The sequence below is a fragment of the Carnobacterium sp. AT7 genome (genome assembly GCF_000171855.1).
Taxonomy (GTDB): domain Bacteria; phylum Bacillota; class Bacilli; order Lactobacillales; family Carnobacteriaceae; genus Carnobacterium_B; species Carnobacterium_B jeotgali.
Genome location: NZ_ABHH01000017.1, coordinates 14,784 through 36,299, shown reverse-complemented (window position 1 = coordinate 36,299; position 21,516 = coordinate 14,784). Strand labels below are relative to the sequence as shown.

The following is a 21,516-nucleotide window of genomic DNA, read 5'->3' as shown; positions in this document are numbered from 1 at the left end:
TCATAAACATTTTTATTTAGTGACATGTTTTATTATTTTATAACCTATTCTTTAATTGGTTGAGACTCCGCTGCTAGACCTTTTTGAACACTTGGTCGTTCTGCAATGCGGTTAGACCATTCCAAGAGATGAGTGTATTCATCCAGATTTAGAAATTCATAAGAACCTTCATATAATTTTCCTAAAGCTAAACGACCATACCAAGACCAGATGGCAATATCTGCGATGGTATAAGTATCGCCTGCTATATAAGGACGATTTGCTAAGGTTTTGTCGAGTAAGTCTAATTGACGTTTTGTTTCCATCGTGAAGCGATCAATCGGATATTTCATCGGTTCTGGAGCGTAAGCGAAAAAGTGGCCAAATCCTCCACCAACATAAGGGCCTGCACCCATTTGCCAGAATAACCAATTAAGCGTTTCAGTCCGTCCATGGATATCTGTCGGAATCAGTTGCTGGAATTTTTCTGCCAAGTAAAGAAGAATAGAACCGGATTCAAACACTTCTAAACGAGGACTTTGACTTTGGTCAACTAGAGCTGGAATTTTAGAGTTCGGATTGATCTCAACGAAATCTGAACCAAATTGGTCCCCTTCTCCAATATTAATAGTGTATAAATCATAATCTGCGTCCACTATGCCAAGTTCCTTTAGTTCCTCAAACATAATTGTGACTTTAATACCATTAGGTGTTCCTAATGAATAAAGCTGGAACGGAGCCTTTCCGACTGGTAATTTTTGTTCGAAACGACTTCCAGCGGTTGGGCGATTGCCACCTGTTTTTGAATTTTCTTCTTCCCACTGCCACACTTTTGGTAATTCATATGCTGTCATTTTACCACTCCTCATACTATTTATTCATACCTTTATCATACTACTCATTTATCAATATGCCCAAATTTCTGCTTATTTATAAGACATCAATTTTTGGTTAATTTATGTCGCAACTGCGATTGACGTATTTACGTAATTTGAATCTGCTAAAGCCTTTAATATAAAGTGGGCTACATCTGCGCGTGGTATGGAACTTGATTTGCTAGGGACGTTTGTTGCAGACTCTCTGTATTTCCCTGTGAAATCATGATTTGTTAAACTCATAGGGCGAACAATCGTGTAGTTTAACTTATAGCTTTTAATATACTCGACTGCTACACGGTGATCAATTAATGTATTCTTAAGCAACATCATCACCAATTTCCCACTGATACCTGTTAGTTCATTATGAACACCTGCAGATGCAGTATACACGATCCGCTCAACCTTTTGTTCTTGCATACCTACCACAATATTTTTCGTCATCTCTTGAAGTTCAGTTGATTTTTTCATTCCACGGCTTGATCCTAAACAGGATACCACAGCATCCTGTCCTGCAATTGTAGCCGTTACTTCTGCTTGATTGAAAGCATCTCCTTGTATAACCGTTAAGTTCTCGTGTGAAATAGCTAACTTCGCTGGTGTTCGTACAAATGCCGTTACTTCAAAACCGGCTTCTAATCCTTGTTTCACAACAAATTGACCAACGCCGCCTGTTGCCCCAAAAACGATAATTTTCATGATAAACCACCTGTTTATTTTTTTTTTAAATAGGTAAAAATAGAATCTGTATCATACATCGAAAATAAAGAAGACCATGATACTCTTTTCCATTCTTATTTCGTTAACTATACTATAGAAAAGTCTATTTGTTGTTCTTTTTTTCGAATATTATAACCGTTACAATTGAAATAATGACAATCGCAGCATTTGCAACCATTGTTCCTATCCAGGTCATAGTCATTGTCCCAAAGATAGGAGATGCTGCATTGAACATAGTATGAAATAAGACACACATAAAAACATGACCTTTTCCTGATATTTTAGAGATTGCTCCATAAAAAAAACGAAAGGCTAGAATCTGAACGGCAAACATCCAAAAGTTAATCAGTCCCTCACTATGGTTCGTCCCTGGAATGAAGAAGAGTGGGATGTGCCATATTAGCCAAATTATTCCGACCAATAACGAAGACAAAATATAACCATATTTTTTATTGAGCCCAGGTTGTAATATATACATCCAACCAGCTTCCTCTAAACCACCGATAATAAGATTACCGGGTAAGTAAAGAAAAAATGCATAAAATGGAAGGACTATTTTACTATAATCGGAAAGTGCAAGATGAATCCCAAAATACAGGATGAGCCCTGCAATGACATATATGTAGAGGAACAAATTATTTTTGACATAAAAAACAGTTTTTAACCACTCCTTAAAATTCATTATTTTTTTATTTTTCTTTAAAATGACATATGAAGCAATAGCAGGCGACAAAATATAGATCGCAAAAGGAATATTCATAGCAAATTGCTGTAATGAATTAACCCAATTGTAAATTGTATACCCAAATTGTTCCAAAAAAATCAAAATACCTGACACAAAATAGGCTATACCAAATGTCAGCATCGTAAATTGTAGAATGATTTTTTTATTTTCCACGATTTCTTCACCTCAGATTTTTAGTATAAATCAATTCTAATACTTTCCAACAAAAGAAGATTTAACATACTAAAAGAATGGTGCTAATGACTATCAAAATACCCGCCAGCCCCGCCTATTTATAAGATGGTGTTCTCAATAGAAGACAATACAGAAGTTATCAAGGGTGCCTATATGACCTATTCATGCTAGAATAAACATAAGAAACTATTGGAGGATGATATTATTATGCACCAAACACTCGTTGAAATTTGCTTACGCGTCAGAAATCTTGAGGCTACTTTAGATTTTTATACTAATCTGTTCGATTTTGAAGTTGCTAGCCACAGAAAATTCCCTGAAAATAAATTTGATTTGGTTTATCTGAATTCTCCTGGCTCTTCTGTACAAATTGAACTTACTTACAATTACGATGCCGAGCCATATAATGTAGGAGATGGTTTCAGTCATTTAGGTGTAACTGTCAGTGACTTAGAAAAAATGCATGAAATTTGTAAAGGTTCTGCTTACGAAACAGGGGAGTTAAAAGGACTCTCAGGCGGCACACCTACCTATTTCTTTGTTACGGACCCTGATGGCTATCGAATTGAAGTAAAACGTGCAAAATAATTTTTGCCTATTTTAAATATAAGCATGTTGGTTGTTGCCAACATGCTTATATTTTTTTAATCTCTTCTTTTATCACCTTACCGCCACTTACAAGTTTCCTGTTAATTCATTACTGTCTAAAAACCTCACCTACTTATGATACGGTTCTCTTCAGTATGTTTAAATGAGTTTTCAGTTCTACATAAAGAGACTACATAATACTTTTTTTCTTGAACTACTTTTCGAGCGGTTGAGACTCCGCTGCCAGACCTTTTTGAACGCCTAGTCGTTTTGCAATACGATGAGACCACTCTAATAGATGAGTGTATTCATCTAGATTCAAAAATTCATATGATCCTTCATATAATTTTCCTAAAGCTAAGCGGCCGTACCAAGACCAGATGGCAATATCTGCGATGGTATAGGTATCTCCAGCTATATAAGGTCGTTGTGCTAAAGTTTTATCGAGTAAATCTAACTGACGTTTCGTTTCCATCGTGAAGCGATCAATCGGATATTTCATAGGCTCTGGAGCATAAGCGAAAAAGTGACCAAATCCTCCACCAACATAAGGACCTGCTCCCATTTGCCAGAATAACCAATTAAGGGTTTCAGTCCGGCCGTGAATATCTTTCGGAATCAGTTGGTTAAATTTCTCCGCTAAATAAAGAAGAATGGAACCTGATTCAAAAATATCCAAACGAGGACTTTGACTTTGGTCAACAAGGGCTGGAATTTTAGAGCTAGGATTAATTTCAACGAAATCCGAGCCAAATTGGTCGCCTTCTCCAATATTAATAGTGTATAAGTCATAATCTGCACCCTCTACACCCAATTCTTTTAGCTCTTCAAACATGATCGTGACTTTAATGCCATTCGGTGTTCCCAATGAATAAAGTTGAAACGGAGACTCTCCAACTGGTAATTTTTGCTCAAAACGACTCTCAGCTGTTGAACGATTGCCACCATTTTTTGAATTCTCTTCTTCCCACTGTCACACTTTTGGTAATTTATATTCCGTCATCCTAACACTCCTCATACTATTTATTCTTATCTCCATCATACTACGCAAGCACCATTTTGCCCATATTTCATCTTATTCATCTACTTATAATACAGTTCTTCTTGATGCATCAAAACAGCTACAAGGACCATAACTAAATATACTCTATCTATAAATCTATCTTTTCTCCATCAATACTAAACTCGATTATTTCAGCAATTTTATAATCATCTCTGTGTTCAATTATGTAAGCAACTTTGTAAGGTTCTCCATCTACATGTAGCTCATGATATACAGAGGTCGTTAATTTTTTCTCGTCAAAATTATATCCACTACTATACTGTTCAATCTTTTCCCCCACGATGTTTTTCTCAAGAATTTCAGTCATCAGTTTATCATTAGACTCTGACAAAATAGCATAATTACCATTGTCACCGTGCATTATTGCATCCCAAATCTCTAACCAATCAAAATATAACTCTTCAGGATCTTCTCCGTATTCTTCAGCTATCTCGTATACAGTCTCCCGATCACCTGAGAAATCATCTATAGCATTTAATCTTGTTATAATGATATCGTACCACTCCAGGTCTTCTTCAGTAAGATGCCTTAATCTCGTTACTTCTGGATAGAAGGTTGTTGTCATTTTATCGGCTACAATACTTTTTTCTTCAGTTTCTTCAACTACTTCTATAGTCTCTACTACGGCCTTTGTTGTTATATTCTCTGAGCTTTCTTCTGTGTCAGTTGTTGCAGAACAAGCACCTAGCACTAACCCTAACGATCCAATTACTACTAATTTATTAACCATAAATCCCATTTTCTTTTTCCCCCTAAAATAGTAAATCAATAAGGTCATAACTAATAGTTACAACTGAATGTTAGTTTATCACTAAACTCAATTCTGTTTCTAGGATATTTGCAAAACTTCGCTCATAGGCATCATTTACTTTAATTATTTCCAATACTTATATCCTATGTATGCATTATTGTATTAAATTCCTAAGTGATTTATATCTGTACCAGCAGAAAAAGACGAAGATAAACCATCATTTAACCATGGCTCTTCTCCATCTTTATTAGTTTTCATTAAAGTGTATAAAATTGATAGAAAACCGTAATTACTAAACTACCCCATCCATTTCACTGCTATGATAGTTAGTTTTAGTTAATAATTTCCCCTTTATTCTTAGCTAGTCTGTCATCCCATTCTTGTCGTTCTAAATGAGTCAGTTTTTCCCAGTTCGTTACTTCTCCCAAAATTTTTAGCGGTTCTCGTGAACGATATGAACGTGTTAGGTTACCAGGGAATTTCTTGTCAGTTACATTAGGGTCGCTTTCAAATTCACCCGTAGGTTCTATGATATAAACACGTTCATTCAATTCGCCTTTTGATAATGCTGCAGCAAGTCCCGCACCATTGATATTTGCGGTAAAATAAATGTGGTTCATTTTAAGATCTTTTTCGTAATTTGATTTCTTGCCCGATGTCAGCAATTCACCAACTTGCAAATCTACCTTTGACCCATGATAAAAGGGGCCAGTGTCAGTTGGTCTACCTTGATGTAAATATGATAAGTCCATATTTTTTCTAGCATTTCTAGTATCATTCGTTGCTTCATAACATTTAGCGATAGTTAAATATAAAGTTGGATAAGCACTCTTAACATCATCATCATTAATTTTTAGAGCAAAGGCCAATGATTTTTTCATCCATTTTAACTTATCGTCGATATTATTCTGTCTTAATCCTAAATGATAAGCTGCAATAAATCTTTCATAGTCGTCACTAGTTTGGTTCCATGCTTCAAGAAAAACTTCGATGGCATCATCCAAATCCCCACTTTCTTCTAAGGCCATCCCTTTCATACAAAGCTGGATAATAGGATTACTCGGGTCAAATTTCATCCTCATATTATTTTTTCCTCCTACTTTAACTAACTGAATTTTTATTATTACTTATGATAGGGTTCATTCCGGACAATTTTAAAGCCACGATAAATTTGCTCGATTAAAACTAATCGCATCAATTGATGAGGAAGCGTCATTTTCCCAAAAGAAATAGGTGTATTGCTTCTTTTCATTACAGCATCACTTAAACCTAATGATCCACCAATGACAAAAACGAGCGTACTTTTTCCTTGAACACCTAATTGCTCAATTTCTTTAGCAAATGCTTCTGAAGTTCGTTGTTTGCCTTCAATTGCCAATGCAAAAACATGAGCTTGATCTGGGATTTTTGCTAAAATGCGTTCGCCTTCTTTTTCTTTGACTTGAATCATCTCAGCTTCACTTAATTTCTCAGGTGCTTTTTCATCCGGAACTTCAATTAATTCCATTTTACAATACGCTGATAATCTCTTAGCATATTCTGCAATACCCATTTTCAAATATTTCTCTTTTAGTTTACCCACAGTTATTATTTTAATGTTCAAAAAAGTTATCCTCCTATAATCACAGGTTATCCACAAAAGTTATCCACATGTCCACAACTTCATATCATTATCTAGTGGTAGAATGCTTGTTCGACACTACATATATTGCATCTTCCTCGCAATAACCACATTTTTGTTTCAAGTTATCAACAGGCAATAATTGGTCTAGTACTGGCATTTCAAAACCGCCGTAAACCGCGTCATCTAATGCTTCTTCTATATGTTCTTTACACGCTAAAATTTTATCCATCCACAACACCTTCCTAGTTTTGTGGATAACTTTTTTTGCCTCCACATACCTATGTAGTTTATTTTACAGCACTTATCCACATTGTTCAAAACTTTTTAAACTTACTTGTCCACAAAAAATAAAAAAACCAATTAAAAATTGGGCTTTTTATCATTTATTCAAATTAAAAGAATTCGTTTCCATTGTTTTTACGAAGAACTAGACTTTTTACATTCTACATCTTATTATTTTTATATCGAATCTTCTTTTCTTATTACTAAACTATTAGGGGCGGTTTTTATGAGAGAATATCAAAATAAAACTGAATTAATCAACGCCATTAAAGAACATTACCAAAAATATATCACTGAATTTGATTCTATTTCTGAAGAGTTTAAAAATAAACGAATCATAGAAGTAGAGCAAACTCCTTCTGAAAACTTATCTTATCAGATTGGTTGGGTGACTCTTTTACTTCAATGGGAAAAAGATGAACAACAAGGAAAAATTGTTCAAACGCCTACTGAAAAATATAAATGGAATAATTTAGGTGGATTGAATCAATCTTTTTATCAAGAATATGGGAACTATTCTTTGGCAAAACAAAAAGAATTGTTAACTCAGTTGGTTGAAGAGCTTTGTCATTGGGTGGAAAGTCTATCTGATACTGAACTATTTGAATCAGAACAACGAAATTGGGCTACTACAAAAGCCAAGTGGCCTATTTGGAAATGGGTTCACATAAATACAGTTGCACCATTTACGAATTTTAGAACCAAAATTCGTAAATGGAAAAAATTAAATAATTAAAAAAGAGTCTAAGGTTTTCGCTTAGACTCTTTTTTCATTTTAAATTTTTCATTCTATTTATAAACTTTTTTCAGCAGCAGTCATTGTAACTGTTGTTTTTTGCAATTTACCATCATGATAATATTCAATTTCAATCTCTTTACCCAGTTCTGAAGCATAAATTTCTTTACGTAAGGAAATGGAATCTGTAACTTCTACACCGTTGAATTTTACAATAACGTCGTATTGTTCTAGACCGCCAATTTCAGCTGCTGAACCTGGTTGAACTTCAGCAACTACAACGCCAGAAGAAACTTTTTCAGGTAAATTCAGTACAGAGTCTTGTTGTTGTTCTGATATTTCAGTTAGATCTAATAAACTAATACCTAATATCGGGCGAACAACTTCTCCATTCGCTTCTAATTGATTGATAATACTTACTACATCATTACTTGGAATAGCGAATCCCATTCCTTCAACCGTATCACTAGAAATCTTCATTGAATTGATTCCAATAACTTGGCCTGCTATATTAATTAATGCCCCTCCTGAATTACCTGGGTTGATTGCCGCATCGGTTTGAAGAGCTGTTACTTCCCAATCGACAACTCCATCACCTGTAATATCCGTTTCAACACTACGGTTTTTAGCAGATATAATTCCTTGAGTCACTGATGAAGCGAAGTTTGTACCTAAAGGAGAACCTATTGCAATTGCTGGTTCACCGACTTTTAAGGTTTCAGAATCACCAAAATTAGCCACCGTTGTTACTTTTTCAGCCGGAATTGATAACACGGCTAAATCCGTCCAAATATCTGTCCCAATTAATTTTGCTTCAACTTTTGTACCATCTTTTAAGATAACTTCAATCGCATCTGAACCATCTATAACATGATTATTTGTTACAACATAAGCCGTGTCATTATCTTTTTTATAAATAACTCCACTACCTTCACCAGCTGTCTCTAAGCTGTCTTTTTCTTGCATACTTTCCTGAGTTTCAAATGCACCACCAAGCCCACCAGAAGTTTGTTTTGCTTGCATATTTACAACTGAAACGACTGCATCTTCTACTTTAGTTACAGCTTCTGTTACATCGGAAGTAACATTTACACTGACATTAGTTGTAGTTACTTCTCCTTGTTCATTTACTGTACCGTCGGTGTTTAAATCATTATCGTCCGTAGCCAACAAGTATCCACCGCCTAATGCGGCCACTACTAAACCACCTATCAAACCTCCAACCAGTCCATTTTTCCAAGAATTAGTCTTTTTGCTCTTTTTTGAAGGGGGTTCTGTATTTGTGGATTTCACTTGGTTTTGGTCATTTGATTTAACATCTTCTTTATCATGTAACGGCAAATTTGTTTGATCGTTATGATTTTCATCACTCATTGCAATCACCCCTAGTATTTTTTTATAGTTCTATTATATTTTTTACATTTGAATTTTATATGAAAAATTTGGGATATTTCATATAATTCTTCTATAAGTTTAACATTAAATCTGCTTTAAAGGACACTGTTAAACACTCGAAAAAAAAGAATTGACCTCTCGTGAAGGTAAGATCACAAAAAGCCAATTTTTTATTTAAACCACGAATAAAGAAGTCGGTTCCACTGGATCAGTATCAAAAACAATAAATTTATCCTCTACACCAGTCTCTTTTTCTTTTAAAATACTTACAGCCGTCATATGAGCCAATTCTTTCAGATTATTGTCTTTACTTAAATGACCTAAATACACTCTTTTAGTAGCGTCTCCTATAATTTCAGATAATGCTAATGCACCATCTTCATTTGAAAGATGCCCTTTGTCTCCTAAGATACGTTGCTTTAAGTGCCATGGGTAATTGCCCATTCTCAGCATTTCAAGGTCATGATTACTTTCAAATAGATAAGCATCTGCATTCGAAACAATACCTCTCATACGGTCACTAACATAGCCAGTATCAGTCAACATGACAAACTTCTTATTGTCTTTATGAAAACTATAAAATTGAGGAGCGATAGCATCATGTGAAACACCGAAGCTTTCAATATCTATATCCCCAATAGTCATCGTTTTACCCATTTCAAATAAGTATTTTTGTTCTGTTTTAATGGTACCAATAATAGGTGACATAGCTGCCCAAGTTTGTTCATTTGCATAGACATCTAAATTATATTTTCTAGCTAACACACCCACTCCATGGACATGATCTCGGTGTTCATGCGTTACCAAAATACCATCCAAGTCTGCTACATTTCGGTCTATTTTTTTTAATAGTTCAGTTACTCTTTTTCCACTTAATCCACTATCTACTAATAATTTTTTTTCTTTGGATTCTATATAAGTCACATTTCCAGAACTTCCACTGGCAAGAATGCTGACCTTTAAGCCATTATTTTCATTGGATATCATCTAAAAAATCCTCCTCTATTACCTTTATCATTTTACATCAAACTTATTTAAATTCAAGTTTTCATGACGCAAAAAAAAGACCCAAAGAAAAAGGTTTAACGTCATTTCGTTACTTACACCTTTACCTTTGAGTCTAACTATTAACTGACTAATTAATTTGTTCAGTGAGCTGCATGACCGTCTTAATTGGCATTCATATTTTCTTCTGCAGCAGATTCTTCAACTGTAGTTGCTTCATTCATATTAGATCGAATAATACTTCCATTGAGAGCATCTACTCGTTTATACTCTGTATTCCCGCTATTGATAATTTCAATATACCATATAGGTGCATACATACTTAATTTTTGTAACGAAAGTGTTTTAGAATAAGTTAATACTGGTTTTCTGACCGTAGCATTTGCAGGTATCTCGTCATTTTGGTATAAAATTTCCACCGCATTTTTATCTGTAATTAAGGTTCGACTTTCCCCTTGAACAGTGACAGGACCCGCAAACATTTGATCATAAGAAATGATTTGTTTTTTATTATTCAAATGAAATATGATTTCAGATGTTCCATCTGCTATCGGGATGTTATTCGCGATTTGAGTATACTTTATTTTTTGATCACTTGAACTGTAACTAAAGTAACGGTATTCTTTACCAAATAAAACTTGATCACTTAATACAAAGTCATCGATTTGTTCAATATCATCTTCTGTTAAACCTGTTCCTTCTGATAAAGTAAGCGGCTTAGAAAGTAAACTGCTATAAAGTGACCCATCTTCTTCAGCTGTTCCAGAACGATTTTTTAATTGATTGATATTTTCTGCTAACAAATTATTCGTTTCAGCTTGAACATAAGGAACTTTATTTTCGATTTTTGAAAATTTTGGCAATTTAATATTTTCATTTTCCATTTCTTCAATAAAATCGATTACTTGATTTGAACTACTAGAATAATAATTTTTATTTTTATCTATATACGTAAAAATTAAGAACGCATTTAAAAAGAGAAAGGTAATAATAAAAATAATTTGAATTCGTTTAAAATCCATATTATTGACCCCCTTCATCTAGAAGCAGGCGTTGAGCAATTTCCCAAGTGCCGTTAATATTGACATACCAATTAGGTTCCAAATTGATAACACGGTCTGATTCTGTACTATTTGTCCAAGTATAGCCAATTTTCAGATCATCAATTTCCGAACTATCATAGCCATGTTCTACCAAAGCATCTATGACACTTACTCCACTTTGAAGCGTTTTTAGTTCTTCGACATCAGAAATAGGCGTTTGTGCAATGACTAAAGGAACTTGCAACCGTGATAGCCCATCTTCAACGACTGTAATATAGGTTGTTCCATAATCAGATATCTCACTGAAAACGGGAAACCCTTGAATATAACGACGATAAGTGACTTCTTTTGTTGAGTCATTATAATTAAAATAATGAACAGCAGATGCCCAATTTTCATATTGAATCAATTCATTGTAACTTGATCTGAGAGTGTCTGTAATAGACAACTTATTTTCAGCACTCCGATTTCTATAATAAGTTAGAATATCTGTATTTTCATTAATTTGTAATTCGCTAACATAATCGTTATAACTAACAATATTGTCGCCATTATCGCTATTTTCTCTTACTTCAGAAGTATCATCAAATAAACGTTCAATAAATAATTGATTGGTTTGTCTCTCAACCAAATAGCTTAAATACGGCAATTCAATTTCTTCTTTGGACGTATATATTTGCTTTCCTTCATCCAGAGCAGGTGTTGCTAAATAAGATTTAATGCCTTCGGAATTGAATAGTTTATCCAATTTGTCTTGATTTATTCCTTCTATTGCCTCACTGTAAAATAATTTAGAATGAGTGTTATAAAAATAAATTTGGCTTAAATCATTTTCCAAAAAATACATCCGGTTAAATGAGCGATCTTGGTATTCACCTGCAAGATTATTAAACCTATCTGAAAATATACCAAAAGATATATTTTCTATAAAAACTAATTCTACTGCATTAACTTGGCTTATTTTTTTTTCATATTCTTCATTTGTTAGTTCAACAGGCTCATCTAAAGTATCTACTTGCCAGTTAGTCATCTCTTTCGTTAACGATTCCACAACATCTGTCTGTACGAATACATTTATTTCGTCATTTCTATGAAGGGCAATTTGAGTAGGACCAAATACTTGAGAGAGCTTTCGCTCAATGGAAATGGAAGAAGTTGTTCCTTGGCTGGTATTTGTCTCTTCACTAAACTGACTAGGTTTAGTCCAAATAATAAAGGTTAAAAAGAGACTTAACACAATAAGAGATACTAAAAAAACATTTAAAACTATATCTTTTCTCATTCCCAATCATCCTCCTCATACGGAAGATAAGGCAATGAAATATAGAACGTTGTTCCTTTTCCTTCCGTACTTTCCGCCCATATTTTACCTTTATGTTTTTGAACGACTTCCTTAGATATAGCTAACCCTAATCCGGTCCCTCCCATAGAGCGAGCCCGAGCTTTATCAACTCTAAAGAAACGATCAAATACATTAGCTAGATCTCGTTTTGGAATACCCAAACCTTCATCACTAATACTAAAAATGACACTAGTGTTTGTTTCAACAAGACCACACGTAATCGTTCCCCCGTCTGGAGAATATTTAATAGCGTTATTCATAATATTATCTAAAACTTGAATCATTTTATCTGCATCTACTTCTACCCACAATTGACTCTTAGTAAATTCTCGTTTAATAGAAAATTCTTTCATTGTCTTATCAGAAGATTGTAACATCATTTCAAAGCGTTTAATGACATGGTCAAATAATTCATTTACATTAAGGTATTCTAAATCCAATACACTTTTATTAGAATCCATACGTGAGAGCTCAAGCAGATCTTTAATCATACGAATCATGCGATCTGTTTCTTCTTGTGTGACTTCTAAGAATTGAGGAGCAATTTCCGGATCTTTCCAAGCCCCATCTAATAAAGCTTCTAAATAACTTCTCATACTTGTTAAAGGTGTTCTTAGTTCATGCGATACATTTGAAACAAATTCTTTTCGTTCATTTTCTATTTTCTCTTGTTTCGTTACATCATGCAATACACATACGATTCCACTGATAAAGCCAGTTTCTCTTTGAATTAGGGTAAATTCGCCTCGTAATGTAACCAACATCTCTTCAGTTGAGAAGTCGAACAGCATATCATCTTCATTTTCCAATAATTTGCGTAAGGTATATTCCTTATCAATTTTCAATACTTTTAAAATGGAAACTCCTAAGGCCATTTCCTGGGAAATATTTAACATTTCCATTGCTTTGTCATTAATGATAATAATTATCCCTCTACGGTCAGTGGCAATTACGCCATCAGTCATATGAGTTAATACACTATTTAGACGTCTTCGTTCAGATTCTGTTGTTTCTTGAGCCTCTTCAACTTTTGTCGATAAATCATTGATTGCAGTAGACAAAATACCCAATTCATCTTTGCTATAAACTTTTACTTGTCCAGAATAATCTCCGTCAGCCATTTGAATCGTTTGTTGCGTCATTTCAGTGATGGGTTTAGTTATTGCCCGGGAAATAAACAATGCTAAAATAACGGTTACTGCAACTGCAACTAAAGAAGAGTTAAGAAAAATAAGCGTTATTTCACTTATTTGTTCATATACACTCTCGATATTTGTTGTTAACGCGATTACTCCAAGTATTTCATTGGAACCATTACTTGCCACAATAGGAGAAACCAACTTCCAGATTCGGTCGTTGGTCGCTTGGTCTTTATATTGACTTGTAACAGTATTTCCCAATAATAAGGCTTGATGGACATCTTTATCACTAGTCTTACTGCCCACACTATTTTGTTGCGTACTGTCACTAGTCCCTAAAACATAATGTTGAGCATCAATAATTTGAACTTCTAAAATACCATTTCCAGAAAAATCTTCGATTAATCTTGCAATTTCTTGACTATCTTCTGCTATTTCATCATCTAACAGCATAGGCTGAATCGTATTGTCTAAAAATCCTACTTGTAATCTTTTTTCTTCTTGAAAGTTAGTGACTAATTGTGTTTCTAATTGCCTCACAAAATAAGTTCCAATCAATTCTAATGCTACTAACAGCAGAACAATAAAGACGAAAATGATTTTAAAGTCAATAGATTGAAAAAAAGTAGTTTTTTTCTTCATGAAACATTACTCCTGTTCAGGATTTCTTAAATAGTAGCCCACTCCACGTCTTGTTACAAGCCATGTTGGGTGACTCGGGTTATCTTCAATTTTTTCTCTTAATCTTCTAACCGTTACATCTACCGTTCTTACATCACCAAAGTAATCATAGCCCCAAACGGTTTGCAGTAAGTGTTCTCTAGTCATCACTTGACCTAAATGTTTTGCCAAATAATGCAGCAATTCAAATTCACGATGCGTTAATTCAATTGTTGCACCTCTTTTAGAAACAATATAAGCATCTGGATGTACCGTTAAAGCTCCTACTTCAATATCATTCGTTTCAACTTCTTCAACAACTTGTGTTTTGGCATTATCATGTCTTCTTAAATTCGCCTTCACACGTGCTGCCAGCTCTCTATTTGAAAAAGGTTTTGTCACATAATCGTCAGCACCAAGCTCTAATCCAAGAACTTTATCAATTTCTGAATCTTTTGCTGTAACCATAATAATAGGCATATCATGATTTTTACGTACTTCACGACAAACTTCTAGTCCGTCTTTTTTTGGCAACATCAAATCTAAAATGATAAGATCCGGTAAAACTTCTTCTACTTTTTCTAACGCTTCTTCTCCATCATATGCTGTGAATACTTCATAACCTTCTTTTGTTAAATTAAATTTCACAATATCTGAAATTGGCTTCTCATCATCAACTACCAATATTTTTTTCAAAATGAAACCTCCTTAGAGTTTCTTTCTTTTTAACTTAACTTATTTTTTAATGAGTTTACTTTTTAGTCTAATTACGATAGTTTAACAAACAGTTCTATCTTTCATTATACCGAACATAAGATAAGAGTGCAAAAAACAAAATCAAGCGCTTTATATAGTCTATTAATCAAGAAATTAGAGTTGTTTTTCTTAGTACCCTTCAATGGTTAAAGCAATTGTTTTTCCAGCTTGAGCTTTAACTTCATTATTAGGTTTCAAAACGTAGTGATAATTTTCGTTTTCTCCATTTATCACAATGACAGGAATAAAGAGCCGGCAACCACGACTAATAAGATAATCTTTATCAAAGCTTACTAGAGGGTCTCCTTGTTTTACCACCATGCCTTTTTTTAAATCCGTTTTAAAGCCTGCTCCGTTTAAAGTTACCGTATCTAGCCCAACATGAATTAAAACTTCTAACCCATCATCTGTGCGAATTTCAAATGCATGAGAGGCATCTGCTACTTGAAATAACTTTCCACCAATTGGTGCGTAGACTACATCTGAAGTCGGAATCATAGCAAAACCTTCTCCAATCATTTTTTCAGAAAAAACCAGATCTGGCACTTCTTCTATAGGTATTATACTACCATCTGTAACAGCTACCAACAGAGCTTTTTTCTTCTCAGGCACTTCATTTTGTATTTCTGGTTTTGAAGATAAATTCATTCCAATAATCCTCCAATGTTAAACTCTTATTCTTGTACATTAAGAGTCACCTACTCTTTATTTTATCTCTAATTGTACCGGATTCTATTCCTTTTGACCATCTTTTATAAAAAACTAGAAGTTTAGTTGATTATGTTGATTTCTTTTTTTATTTATTAGTGTATTTTTGGCATTAATGCGATTTCATTTTGTTTGGATATTCCTTTTATTAATGGTATTCTATAGAAAATAAAGGTGTATGAATTACTTATAGACAAAATAAGTGAGACTCATCTGATTTTATAACCAATTATTTTTCTTCAAAATTTATTCTAATGAAAGGAGTGTAAAAGCTAAATGTCAATCGAATTTATAGTAGCACTTGGTATTGTCGTTTTAGCCTTGGTTGCTTTAGTTATCGTCGGAATACTCATTGGCAAGAAAATAGGAACCGTAGTGAAAGAAATCAATTCAACACAAACTACCGTTCAAGATCATATAACTCACTTTACAAAAGAAGCAAACGCTATAACGAGTAAGATAGATAATATAACTGCTCAAGTAGATGGTATAAATAAGGATATAGCGGTAAAACAAACTTACATTTCTGACTTTACTCAAACAACTACTACATTTGGAGACTCTGTCAACGACTTAAAACAAACTAGCACTAACGTTGTTTCAAATTTTTTCAAAAGATCAAACAAAAAAACAACGGTGACTCCTCCTCAAATATCAAAAGTAGGAAAAACTGCTCTAAAAATGTATCAACATAGAAAAAAAAGAACAAAAAAACGTTTTTCATTTAACTAAACTAACTTAGAAAAGAGGAATTTTATTATGGCTAATAGTTTTACTAGAACTTTATTTGTAGGTGCTGCTGCTGCAGTTACTGCTTTATTACTTGCTCCTAAATCTGGAAAAGAATTGCGTCAAGATATCAAAGCACAAGCAAACGATTTAAAAGATCAAGCAATGGATCAGGTGAATAGTTTTGCTGAAGAAGTAAAACAAAGTTACAAAGAAGTTGAAGAAGAAATTAGCTACACTGATCCAGAATTAGCTGCTACTATTGAAGATATTGAAACGGATTTAAACTTACATTCTGAACCCGTCGCTAATTCAGAGTTCCCTGGAGTAGTAGAAGTTCCTTCATCTACTGTAGTTGAAGATTTATCTGATACCCCTGATTTAACAGTTGAAGATAGAAGAGGACAATTATAAAAAAAATAGGATTTGGACAAAATGTCCGAATCCTATTTTTTTATTCAAATGATTTTCTTAAATTTTGTTTCAAAAAATAAACTTCGCATCACTTCATACTAGTGACTTTATCTGTTAATCTTCTCTGCTGACCCATACTGATAAAGAACCCGGTTCTACGATAAAATGCCCATTTCCTTCTTCATCAATCGTGACAGTTTCGGTACAATTACCTAAATAATCTTCATAAACAAAGCCATTTTTTTCTTTTCCTACAAACATATCTTTATATCCTGCTTCACTATTTGAAATGACTATGGCACATCCTTTTGGATATTCTTCATTTCCTGAACGAGTCCAACCAATGCAATTTCCATGATCAAGATAATCGGTTTGATCTCCATAAGCAAAATTCTTTTTAAGGTACATCAATTTATCGATTACTTCACGTTGAGGCTCGATTGGATGATCTCCTTGGATGCCGTAATAATCACCATAAAACAGAACAGGATAACCATCTTTTCTTAACAAGATGATTCCGTAAGCTATTGGTTTAAACCAAGGTTCAACAAATGACTCGAGCGATTGATTTGGCTGTGAATCGTGATTGTCAACAAACGTTACAGCTTGCATTGGATTGTTTTTCAATAATGTTTGGTCAAATAGATGGGTTAGATCAAATTCTTGACCTTTTTTTGAAGCTTGTTCCAATTGATGATGTAGACCAACATCAAATAAATCCAATTTGTAGTCTTGACTGTCTAAATAACTATTCAAGTTCGTATAGTTTTGATCCCAATATTCACCAACAATAAAGAACTCTTTTCCAAAATTAGCTTCAATACTTTCACGCAACTCGTAAATAAAGTTTTCGTTTATATGTTTAACGGCATCTAATCTAAATCCATCTACTCCTGTTTCTTTAATAAACCAATTGGCCCATTTTTTTGTTTCTTCAATGACCTCAGGATGACTATAATCGATATCAGCATACATTAAGTAGTCGTAATTGCCATATTCATTATCGACTGTTCCATCATCTGCCCAGCCTTTATTTTGACCTTCAATGCGATAAATAGCTTTTTTTTCATTTTCTTGATTGTAATCTGTTCCAGAAAAATGATACCAATGCCATTGGAAATCGGAATACTTTCCTTTTCTGCCAGGAAAAGTAAACTCTGTCCATCCTTCAATTTCATAAGCTTCGCTAATCGTTTGATTACGATTATCTGGATCTACTTCAATAGCTTTAAACCGTTCAGTACCATCTGCACCTGCTTTATGATTCAAAACAACATCTGCATAAACTTGAATATCATATTTGTGTAGTTCATCAATAGCGGCAATTAATTCCTCTTTTGTCCCATACTTAGTACGCACAGTCCCTTTTTGATAAAACTCTCCCAGGTCATACAAATCATAGATACCGTATCCATTATCGTTTTTCCCTGTACCTTTAAAACAGGGTGGAATCCAGACACTTGTTACACCGATTTCACTTAGATGTTTCGCATCTTCTTTTAACCGTTTCCAATGCTTTCCATCATCTTCTGTATACCATTCAAAATACTGCATCATTACCCCATTTTTTAGCATATCTTTCTTCCTCTCTAAAGCTATCTGATTCTATTTTTTTCATTTTATACAGCATTAACTTATTGCTTGTTTCAATTTTCTTATTCAATGTAATTTAAATGATTTTACCATCTTTTGTTCAGAAAGAATAATAAAAAGGATGTAGCGATTTTATAAGATTGTTTAATTGACAACTGATTCTGAAACAAGCATAGCTAGCTTATCAAATAAAGGAGGTTATCTAGATGAAAACACTGGATAGTATTGCTTTAGCATTACTAATTGTTGGCGGCTTAAACTGGCTATTGATAGGACTCTTTGAATTTAATCTCGTTGCTACACTTTTTGGTGGACAAACCTCGTTATTATCAAAAATTATTTATATTATCGTTGGTTTATATGCACTATATTCCTTGAAATTTTTCCCTTTACTAAATTCAGAACGCAGCGATAGACACTAATTAACTAAAACAAAGGGACCCAACAGTAATTTGTTGAGTCCCTTTTTGCGTATCTAGTTGCTTCTTCTAGCCAAGAGCTACATCTAAGATCATCATGATCGTAAAACCAATCATCAACCACATAGACGCTAAATCTTTATTTCCATTTTCTTGCGAGCCAGGTATAACTTCTTCGGCAACTACAAAAATCATAGCTCCCGCAGCAAAACTTAAAGCATATGGAAGCAAAGGTTCCATTACCGTAACAGCCAATACCCCAACTATGGCTGCAATTGGTTCAACAGCTCCTGATAGTTGTCCATAATAAAAACTTTTCGCTCTAGACATACCATCACGTCTCAGAGGCATAGAAACGGCAGTTCCTTCTGGAAAATTTTGAATTCCCATACCAATTGCTAAAGCAATCGCTCCTGCAATAGAAGCTTCTGGGTTACCCGTTGCAACGGATCCAAAAGCAACTCCCACTGCTAAACCTTCAGGTATATTATGCATCGTAATTGCTACAACTAATAACGTACTCCGTTTTCTTTTTTGAGGGTTCACACCTTCAGCTTCTGCTGGAGGCATATTAGGATTTAAATGGGGCAAAACGTTATCTGCACTCCATAAAAATATCCCACCTAACATGAAACCTATAGCAGCAGGCATCCAGGCTGGTAACGGACCGCTTTCAGCCATTGAAAGTGCTGGTGATAAAAGCGACCAAAAACTTGCAGCAATCATTACTCCCCCAGCAAAACCTAGCATACCATCCATTAGTTTTTGGTTGACACTCTTAGTGGTGAAAACTAAAGAAGCTCCTAAAGCTGTCATTCCCCAAGTAAATAAAGTAGCAATTAGCGTTTGTACTAACGGACTTAATGAACTTATAAACTCAATCAATTACGTCACTCCTTATAATAATAACGAACTATTTTATCCTTCTTATTCAGTATAATGCTCTTTCCTTTTTTTAACAAACAGTTGAATAACGATGTACTTAGTAAATAACCTCTTTTTTTTATTCTCTGAAAATAATGACAATCGTTTCCATTACTTACACTTAAGCCATTCACTAATGAGCTGACCATAATAATACTATTTATTTTTTGATGAATTGATTTCAAAAATATTTTTAGCACAAAAAAAGAGACGCAATAAACGTTTTCGAAATGCTTTCGCACCAACATTTATCCGTCTCGTGGGTTTGGCACCCAATGGGCTGTGGGGGGTTTGAACCCTCGACCCGCTGATTAAGAGTCAGCTGCTCTACCAACTGAGCTAACAACCCTTTATTTCTTACAAAATACAGTTTAACACATTTTTATACCTTTATGTAAAAAAATAAATAAAATTAGACCTTTTTGTATCCTTATCGAGTAAAAAAATTAGCTAAGCAAAAGAAAACTTTTGCTTAGCTAGTCACTTACTTATTAAATTTGTGCCCAAACACTTTCTAAAATGTTTGTTTGTTCACGGTCAGGTCCTACTGAGAATGTTGAAATACGAACACCAACTAATTCAGAGATGCGGTGGACATAATTTCTTGCATTTTCAGGAAGGTCTGCCAACGTACGGCATCCTGTAATATCTTCACTCCAGCCTGGCATTTCTTCATAAATTGGTGTACATTCAGCCAATTCTTTTAAACTTGCTGGATAATGAAGAATTTCTTCTCCATTACGTTCATAAGAAGTACAGATTTTAACCGTTTCTAACCCACTTAAAACGTCAATTGAGTTTAAAGAAAGGTTAGTGATTCCAGATACTCGTTTTGAATGACGCATCACTACAGTATCAAACCAGCCGATACGTCGCGGACGTCCAGTAGTTGTACCATATTCACGACCAATATCGCGAATACGTTGTCCTACTTCATCAAATAATTCAGTTGGGAATGGACCATCACCCACACGTGAAGTATAGGCTTTACATACGCCCACTACTTTGTCGATTTTTGAAGGACCAACACCACTACCGATTGTTACTCCGCCAGCTACTGGATTAGAAGAAGTAACGAATGGATATGTCCCTTGATCGATATCCAACATAACTCCTTGAGCCCCTTCAAATAATACACGTTTGCCATCATCTAAAGCATCATTTAAGACTACTGAAGTATCACAAACGTATTGTTTAAGTTCTTGTCCATATTGATAATACTCTTCAAAGACATCATCAAATTCAATGGCACTAGAATCATACATTTTTACAAAACTACGATTTTTTTCTTCTAAATTAATACGCAAGCGTTCTTCAAAGATTTCTTTATCTAATAAATCAGCAATTCGGATACCGACACGAGCCGCTTTATCCATATAGGCTGGTCCGATTCCTTTGATTGTTGTTCCAATCTTTTGATCGCCTTTAGAGTCTTCTTGTAATTGATCTAATTGAATATGGTATGGCAAAATAACATGAGCACGATCAGAAATACGCAAATTATCGGTTGTTATTCCTTTTTCGTGTAAATAAGCCAACTCTTTAACAAGAGCCTTAGGATTCACAACAACACCATTTCCAATGATACTGATTTTATCTTTATAGAAAATACCTGATGGGATTAAATGTAATTTATACGTTTCACCATCAAATTGAATCGTATGTCCGGCATTATCGCCACCTTGATAACGTGCAATGACTTCTGCATTCTCACTTAAAAAATCTGTGATCTTACCTTTTCCTTCATCGCCCCATTGTGTACCAACTACTACTACTGAAGACATATGAACACCTCATTAATTTTTTTTTTACCCAAATACTTATTAATTCTATCAGTAATTGTTGCTTGTTT

General features: G+C 34.2%; 22 protein-coding genes, 1 tRNA gene and 1 pseudogene. 5 read left to right on the top strand and 19 right to left on the bottom strand.

Features of this window, described 5'->3' with window-relative positions:
- Positions 1-44: 44 nt before the first annotated feature.
- The 3 genes from yghU (CAT7_RS07700) to CAT7_RS07690 form a co-directional block, all read right to left on the bottom strand.
- Complete coding sequence (yghU, locus tag CAT7_RS07700; protein ID WP_007724089.1) at positions 45-833, bottom strand: glutathione-dependent disulfide-bond oxidoreductase; 789 nt, start codon at positions 831-833, stop codon at positions 45-47.
- A gap of 102 nt (positions 834-935) precedes the next feature.
- A complete protein-coding gene (locus CAT7_RS07695; RefSeq protein ID WP_007724086.1) occupies positions 936-1,553 on the bottom strand; it encodes an NAD(P)-dependent oxidoreductase in 618 nt (205 codons plus the stop codon).
- Positions 1,554-1,677: 124 nt separating this feature from the next.
- Positions 1,678-2,472 (bottom strand): CPBP family intramembrane glutamic endopeptidase, encoded by a 795-nt coding sequence (locus tag CAT7_RS07690; RefSeq protein ID WP_007724085.1) that lies wholly within the window; start codon positions 2,470-2,472, stop codon positions 1,678-1,680.
- Positions 2,473-2,700: 228 nt separating this feature from the next.
- Between CAT7_RS07690 and CAT7_RS07685 the strand changes: the two genes are divergently transcribed.
- On the top strand, positions 2,701-3,081 hold the full coding sequence (locus CAT7_RS07685; protein ID WP_007724081.1) for a VOC family protein: 381 nt from the start codon (positions 2,701-2,703) through the stop codon (positions 3,079-3,081).
- Positions 3,082-3,295: 214 nt separating this feature from the next.
- Here CAT7_RS07685 and yghU (CAT7_RS07680) read toward each other — a convergent pair.
- The 5 genes and pseudogenes from yghU (CAT7_RS07680) to CAT7_RS07660 all read right to left on the bottom strand — a co-directional run bounded on the left by yghU (CAT7_RS07680) (position 3,296) and on the right by CAT7_RS07660 (position 6,748).
- Positions 3,296-4,084 (bottom strand): annotated as a pseudogene (gene yghU / locus CAT7_RS07680) (glutathione-dependent disulfide-bond oxidoreductase).
- Between the two features lie 148 nt (positions 4,085-4,232).
- The gene (locus CAT7_RS07675) at positions 4,233-4,883 is read right to left on the bottom strand and encodes a hypothetical protein (protein ID WP_007724077.1); all 651 of its coding nucleotides are present in this window, start codon (positions 4,881-4,883) and stop codon (positions 4,233-4,235) included.
- A 344-nt stretch (positions 4,884-5,227) separates the two neighbouring features.
- Complete coding sequence (gene arr, locus CAT7_RS07670) at positions 5,228-5,977, bottom strand: NAD(+)--rifampin ADP-ribosyltransferase (RefSeq protein WP_007724073.1); 750 nt, start codon at positions 5,975-5,977, stop codon at positions 5,228-5,230.
- Between the two features lie 41 nt (positions 5,978-6,018).
- Positions 6,019-6,498, bottom strand: a complete 480-nt coding sequence (rlmH, locus tag CAT7_RS07665; RefSeq protein WP_007724069.1) for a 23S rRNA (pseudouridine(1915)-N(3))-methyltransferase RlmH — start codon at positions 6,496-6,498, stop codon at positions 6,019-6,021.
- A gap of 67 nt (positions 6,499-6,565) precedes the next feature.
- Positions 6,566-6,748 carry a CxxH/CxxC protein gene (locus CAT7_RS07660; RefSeq protein WP_007724067.1) on the bottom strand — a complete coding sequence of 61 codons (183 nt, stop codon included), beginning with the start codon at positions 6,746-6,748 and terminating at the stop codon, positions 6,566-6,568.
- A gap of 279 nt (positions 6,749-7,027) precedes the next feature.
- Here CAT7_RS07660 and CAT7_RS07655 point away from each other — a divergent pair, with 279 nt between their 5' ends.
- Entirely contained in the window at positions 7,028-7,537 is a 510-nt protein-coding gene (locus CAT7_RS07655) for a ClbS/DfsB family four-helix bundle protein (protein ID WP_007724064.1), read from the top strand.
- A 57-nt stretch (positions 7,538-7,594) separates the two neighbouring features.
- On the opposite strand, the gene CAT7_RS07650 is transcribed toward CAT7_RS07655, so the two are convergent.
- The 7 genes from CAT7_RS07650 to CAT7_RS07620 form a co-directional block, all read right to left on the bottom strand.
- The gene (locus tag CAT7_RS07650) at positions 7,595-8,911 is read right to left on the bottom strand and encodes a S1C family serine protease (protein WP_007724062.1); all 1,317 of its coding nucleotides are present in this window, start codon (positions 8,909-8,911) and stop codon (positions 7,595-7,597) included.
- A 195-nt stretch (positions 8,912-9,106) separates the two neighbouring features.
- On the bottom strand, positions 9,107-9,916 hold the full coding sequence (locus tag CAT7_RS07645; protein WP_424650656.1) for an MBL fold metallo-hydrolase: 810 nt from the start codon (positions 9,914-9,916) through the stop codon (positions 9,107-9,109).
- A gap of 185 nt (positions 9,917-10,101) precedes the next feature.
- Complete coding sequence (locus CAT7_RS07640) at positions 10,102-10,959, bottom strand: two-component system regulatory protein YycI (RefSeq protein ID WP_007724058.1); 858 nt, start codon at positions 10,957-10,959, stop codon at positions 10,102-10,104.
- Position 10,960: 1 nt separating this feature from the next.
- Positions 10,961-12,262 carry a YycH family regulatory protein gene (locus CAT7_RS07635; RefSeq protein WP_007724057.1) on the bottom strand — a complete coding sequence of 434 codons (1,302 nt, stop codon included), beginning with the start codon at positions 12,260-12,262 and terminating at the stop codon, positions 10,961-10,963.
- Positions 12,259-14,103, bottom strand: a complete 1,845-nt coding sequence (walK, locus tag CAT7_RS07630) for a cell wall metabolism sensor histidine kinase WalK (protein WP_007724056.1) — start codon at positions 14,101-14,103, stop codon at positions 12,259-12,261. The genes CAT7_RS07635 and walK overlap by 4 nt, the downstream gene beginning before the upstream one ends.
- Positions 14,104-14,109: 6 nt before the next feature.
- The gene (gene yycF / locus CAT7_RS07625) at positions 14,110-14,817 is read right to left on the bottom strand and encodes a response regulator YycF (RefSeq protein ID WP_007724055.1); all 708 of its coding nucleotides are present in this window, start codon (positions 14,815-14,817) and stop codon (positions 14,110-14,112) included.
- 189 nt (positions 14,818-15,006) lie between these two features.
- The gene (locus CAT7_RS07620) at positions 15,007-15,525 is read right to left on the bottom strand and encodes a PTS sugar transporter subunit IIA (RefSeq protein WP_007724054.1); all 519 of its coding nucleotides are present in this window, start codon (positions 15,523-15,525) and stop codon (positions 15,007-15,009) included.
- Between the two features lie 336 nt (positions 15,526-15,861).
- Between CAT7_RS07620 and CAT7_RS07615 the strand changes: the two genes are divergently transcribed.
- A complete protein-coding gene (locus tag CAT7_RS07615; RefSeq protein ID WP_007724053.1) occupies positions 15,862-16,317 on the top strand; it encodes a hypothetical protein in 456 nt (151 codons plus the stop codon).
- Positions 16,318-16,344: 27 nt separating this feature from the next.
- Positions 16,345-16,728, top strand: a complete 384-nt coding sequence (locus CAT7_RS07610) for a YtxH domain-containing protein (protein WP_007724052.1) — start codon at positions 16,345-16,347, stop codon at positions 16,726-16,728.
- A gap of 114 nt (positions 16,729-16,842) precedes the next feature.
- On the opposite strand, the gene CAT7_RS07605 is transcribed toward CAT7_RS07610, so the two are convergent.
- A complete protein-coding gene (locus tag CAT7_RS07605) occupies positions 16,843-18,303 on the bottom strand; it encodes an alpha-amylase (protein ID WP_007724048.1) in 1,461 nt (486 codons plus the stop codon).
- A 224-nt stretch (positions 18,304-18,527) separates the two neighbouring features.
- Between CAT7_RS07605 and CAT7_RS07600 the strand changes: the two genes are divergently transcribed.
- On the top strand, positions 18,528-18,743 hold the full coding sequence (locus CAT7_RS07600; RefSeq protein WP_007724045.1) for a DUF378 domain-containing protein: 216 nt from the start codon (positions 18,528-18,530) through the stop codon (positions 18,741-18,743).
- A 66-nt stretch (positions 18,744-18,809) separates the two neighbouring features.
- On the opposite strand, the gene CAT7_RS07595 is transcribed toward CAT7_RS07600, so the two are convergent.
- From CAT7_RS07595 to CAT7_RS07585, 3 genes are all read right to left on the bottom strand, one after another.
- Positions 18,810-19,622 (bottom strand): ZIP family metal transporter, encoded by an 813-nt coding sequence (locus tag CAT7_RS07595; RefSeq protein ID WP_331279873.1) that lies wholly within the window; start codon positions 19,620-19,622, stop codon positions 18,810-18,812.
- A 318-nt stretch (positions 19,623-19,940) separates the two neighbouring features.
- Positions 19,941-20,013: transfer RNA gene (locus CAT7_RS07590), tRNA-Lys, on the bottom strand.
- A gap of 142 nt (positions 20,014-20,155) precedes the next feature.
- Entirely contained in the window at positions 20,156-21,448 is a 1,293-nt protein-coding gene (locus tag CAT7_RS07585) for an adenylosuccinate synthase (protein ID WP_007724040.1), read from the bottom strand.
- Between the last annotated feature and the right edge of the window lie 68 nt (positions 21,449-21,516).

Bases quoted from the DNA above. Each gene is read 5' to 3' on its own strand.
- yghU (WP_007724089.1), bottom strand. From the start codon at position 833: ATGACAGCATATGAATTACCAAAAGTGTGGCAGTGGGAAGAAGAAAAT.
- CAT7_RS07640 (WP_007724058.1), bottom strand. From the start codon at position 10,959: ATGGATTTTAAACGAATTCAAATTATTTTTATTATTACCTTTCTCTTT.
- CAT7_RS07600 (WP_007724045.1), top strand. From the start codon at position 18,528: ATGAAAACACTGGATAGTATTGCTTTAGCATTACTAATTGTTGGCGGC.
- CAT7_RS07585 (WP_007724040.1), bottom strand. From the start codon at position 21,448: ATGTCTTCAGTAGTAGTAGTTGGTACACAATGGGGCGATGAAGGAAAA.
- CAT7_RS07685 (WP_007724081.1), top strand. From the start codon at position 2,701: ATGCACCAAACACTCGTTGAAATTTGCTTACGCGTCAGAAATCTTGAG.
- CAT7_RS07660 (WP_007724067.1), bottom strand. From the start codon at position 6,748: ATGGATAAAATTTTAGCGTGTAAAGAACATATAGAAGAAGCATTAGAT.
- CAT7_RS07655 (WP_007724064.1), top strand. From the start codon at position 7,028: ATGAGAGAATATCAAAATAAAACTGAATTAATCAACGCCATTAAAGAA.
- CAT7_RS07675 (WP_007724077.1), bottom strand. From the start codon at position 4,883: ATGGGATTTATGGTTAATAAATTAGTAGTAATTGGATCGTTAGGGTTA.
- CAT7_RS07635 (WP_007724057.1), bottom strand. From the start codon at position 12,262: ATGAGAAAAGATATAGTTTTAAATGTTTTTTTAGTATCTCTTATTGTG.
- CAT7_RS07605 (WP_007724048.1), bottom strand. From the start codon at position 18,303: ATGCTAAAAAATGGGGTAATGATGCAGTATTTTGAATGGTATACAGAA.
- walK (WP_007724056.1), bottom strand. From the start codon at position 14,103: ATGAAGAAAAAAACTACTTTTTTTCAATCTATTGACTTTAAAATCATT.
- CAT7_RS07615 (WP_007724053.1), top strand. From the start codon at position 15,862: ATGTCAATCGAATTTATAGTAGCACTTGGTATTGTCGTTTTAGCCTTG.
- arr (WP_007724073.1), bottom strand. From the start codon at position 5,977: ATGAGGATGAAATTTGACCCGAGTAATCCTATTATCCAGCTTTGTATG.
- CAT7_RS07650 (WP_007724062.1), bottom strand. From the start codon at position 8,911: ATGAGTGATGAAAATCATAACGATCAAACAAATTTGCCGTTACATGAT.
- CAT7_RS07695 (WP_007724086.1), bottom strand. From the start codon at position 1,553: ATGAAAATTATCGTTTTTGGGGCAACAGGCGGCGTTGGTCAATTTGTT.
- CAT7_RS07610 (WP_007724052.1), top strand. From the start codon at position 16,345: ATGGCTAATAGTTTTACTAGAACTTTATTTGTAGGTGCTGCTGCTGCA.
- CAT7_RS07620 (WP_007724054.1), bottom strand. From the start codon at position 15,525: ATGAATTTATCTTCAAAACCAGAAATACAAAATGAAGTGCCTGAGAAG.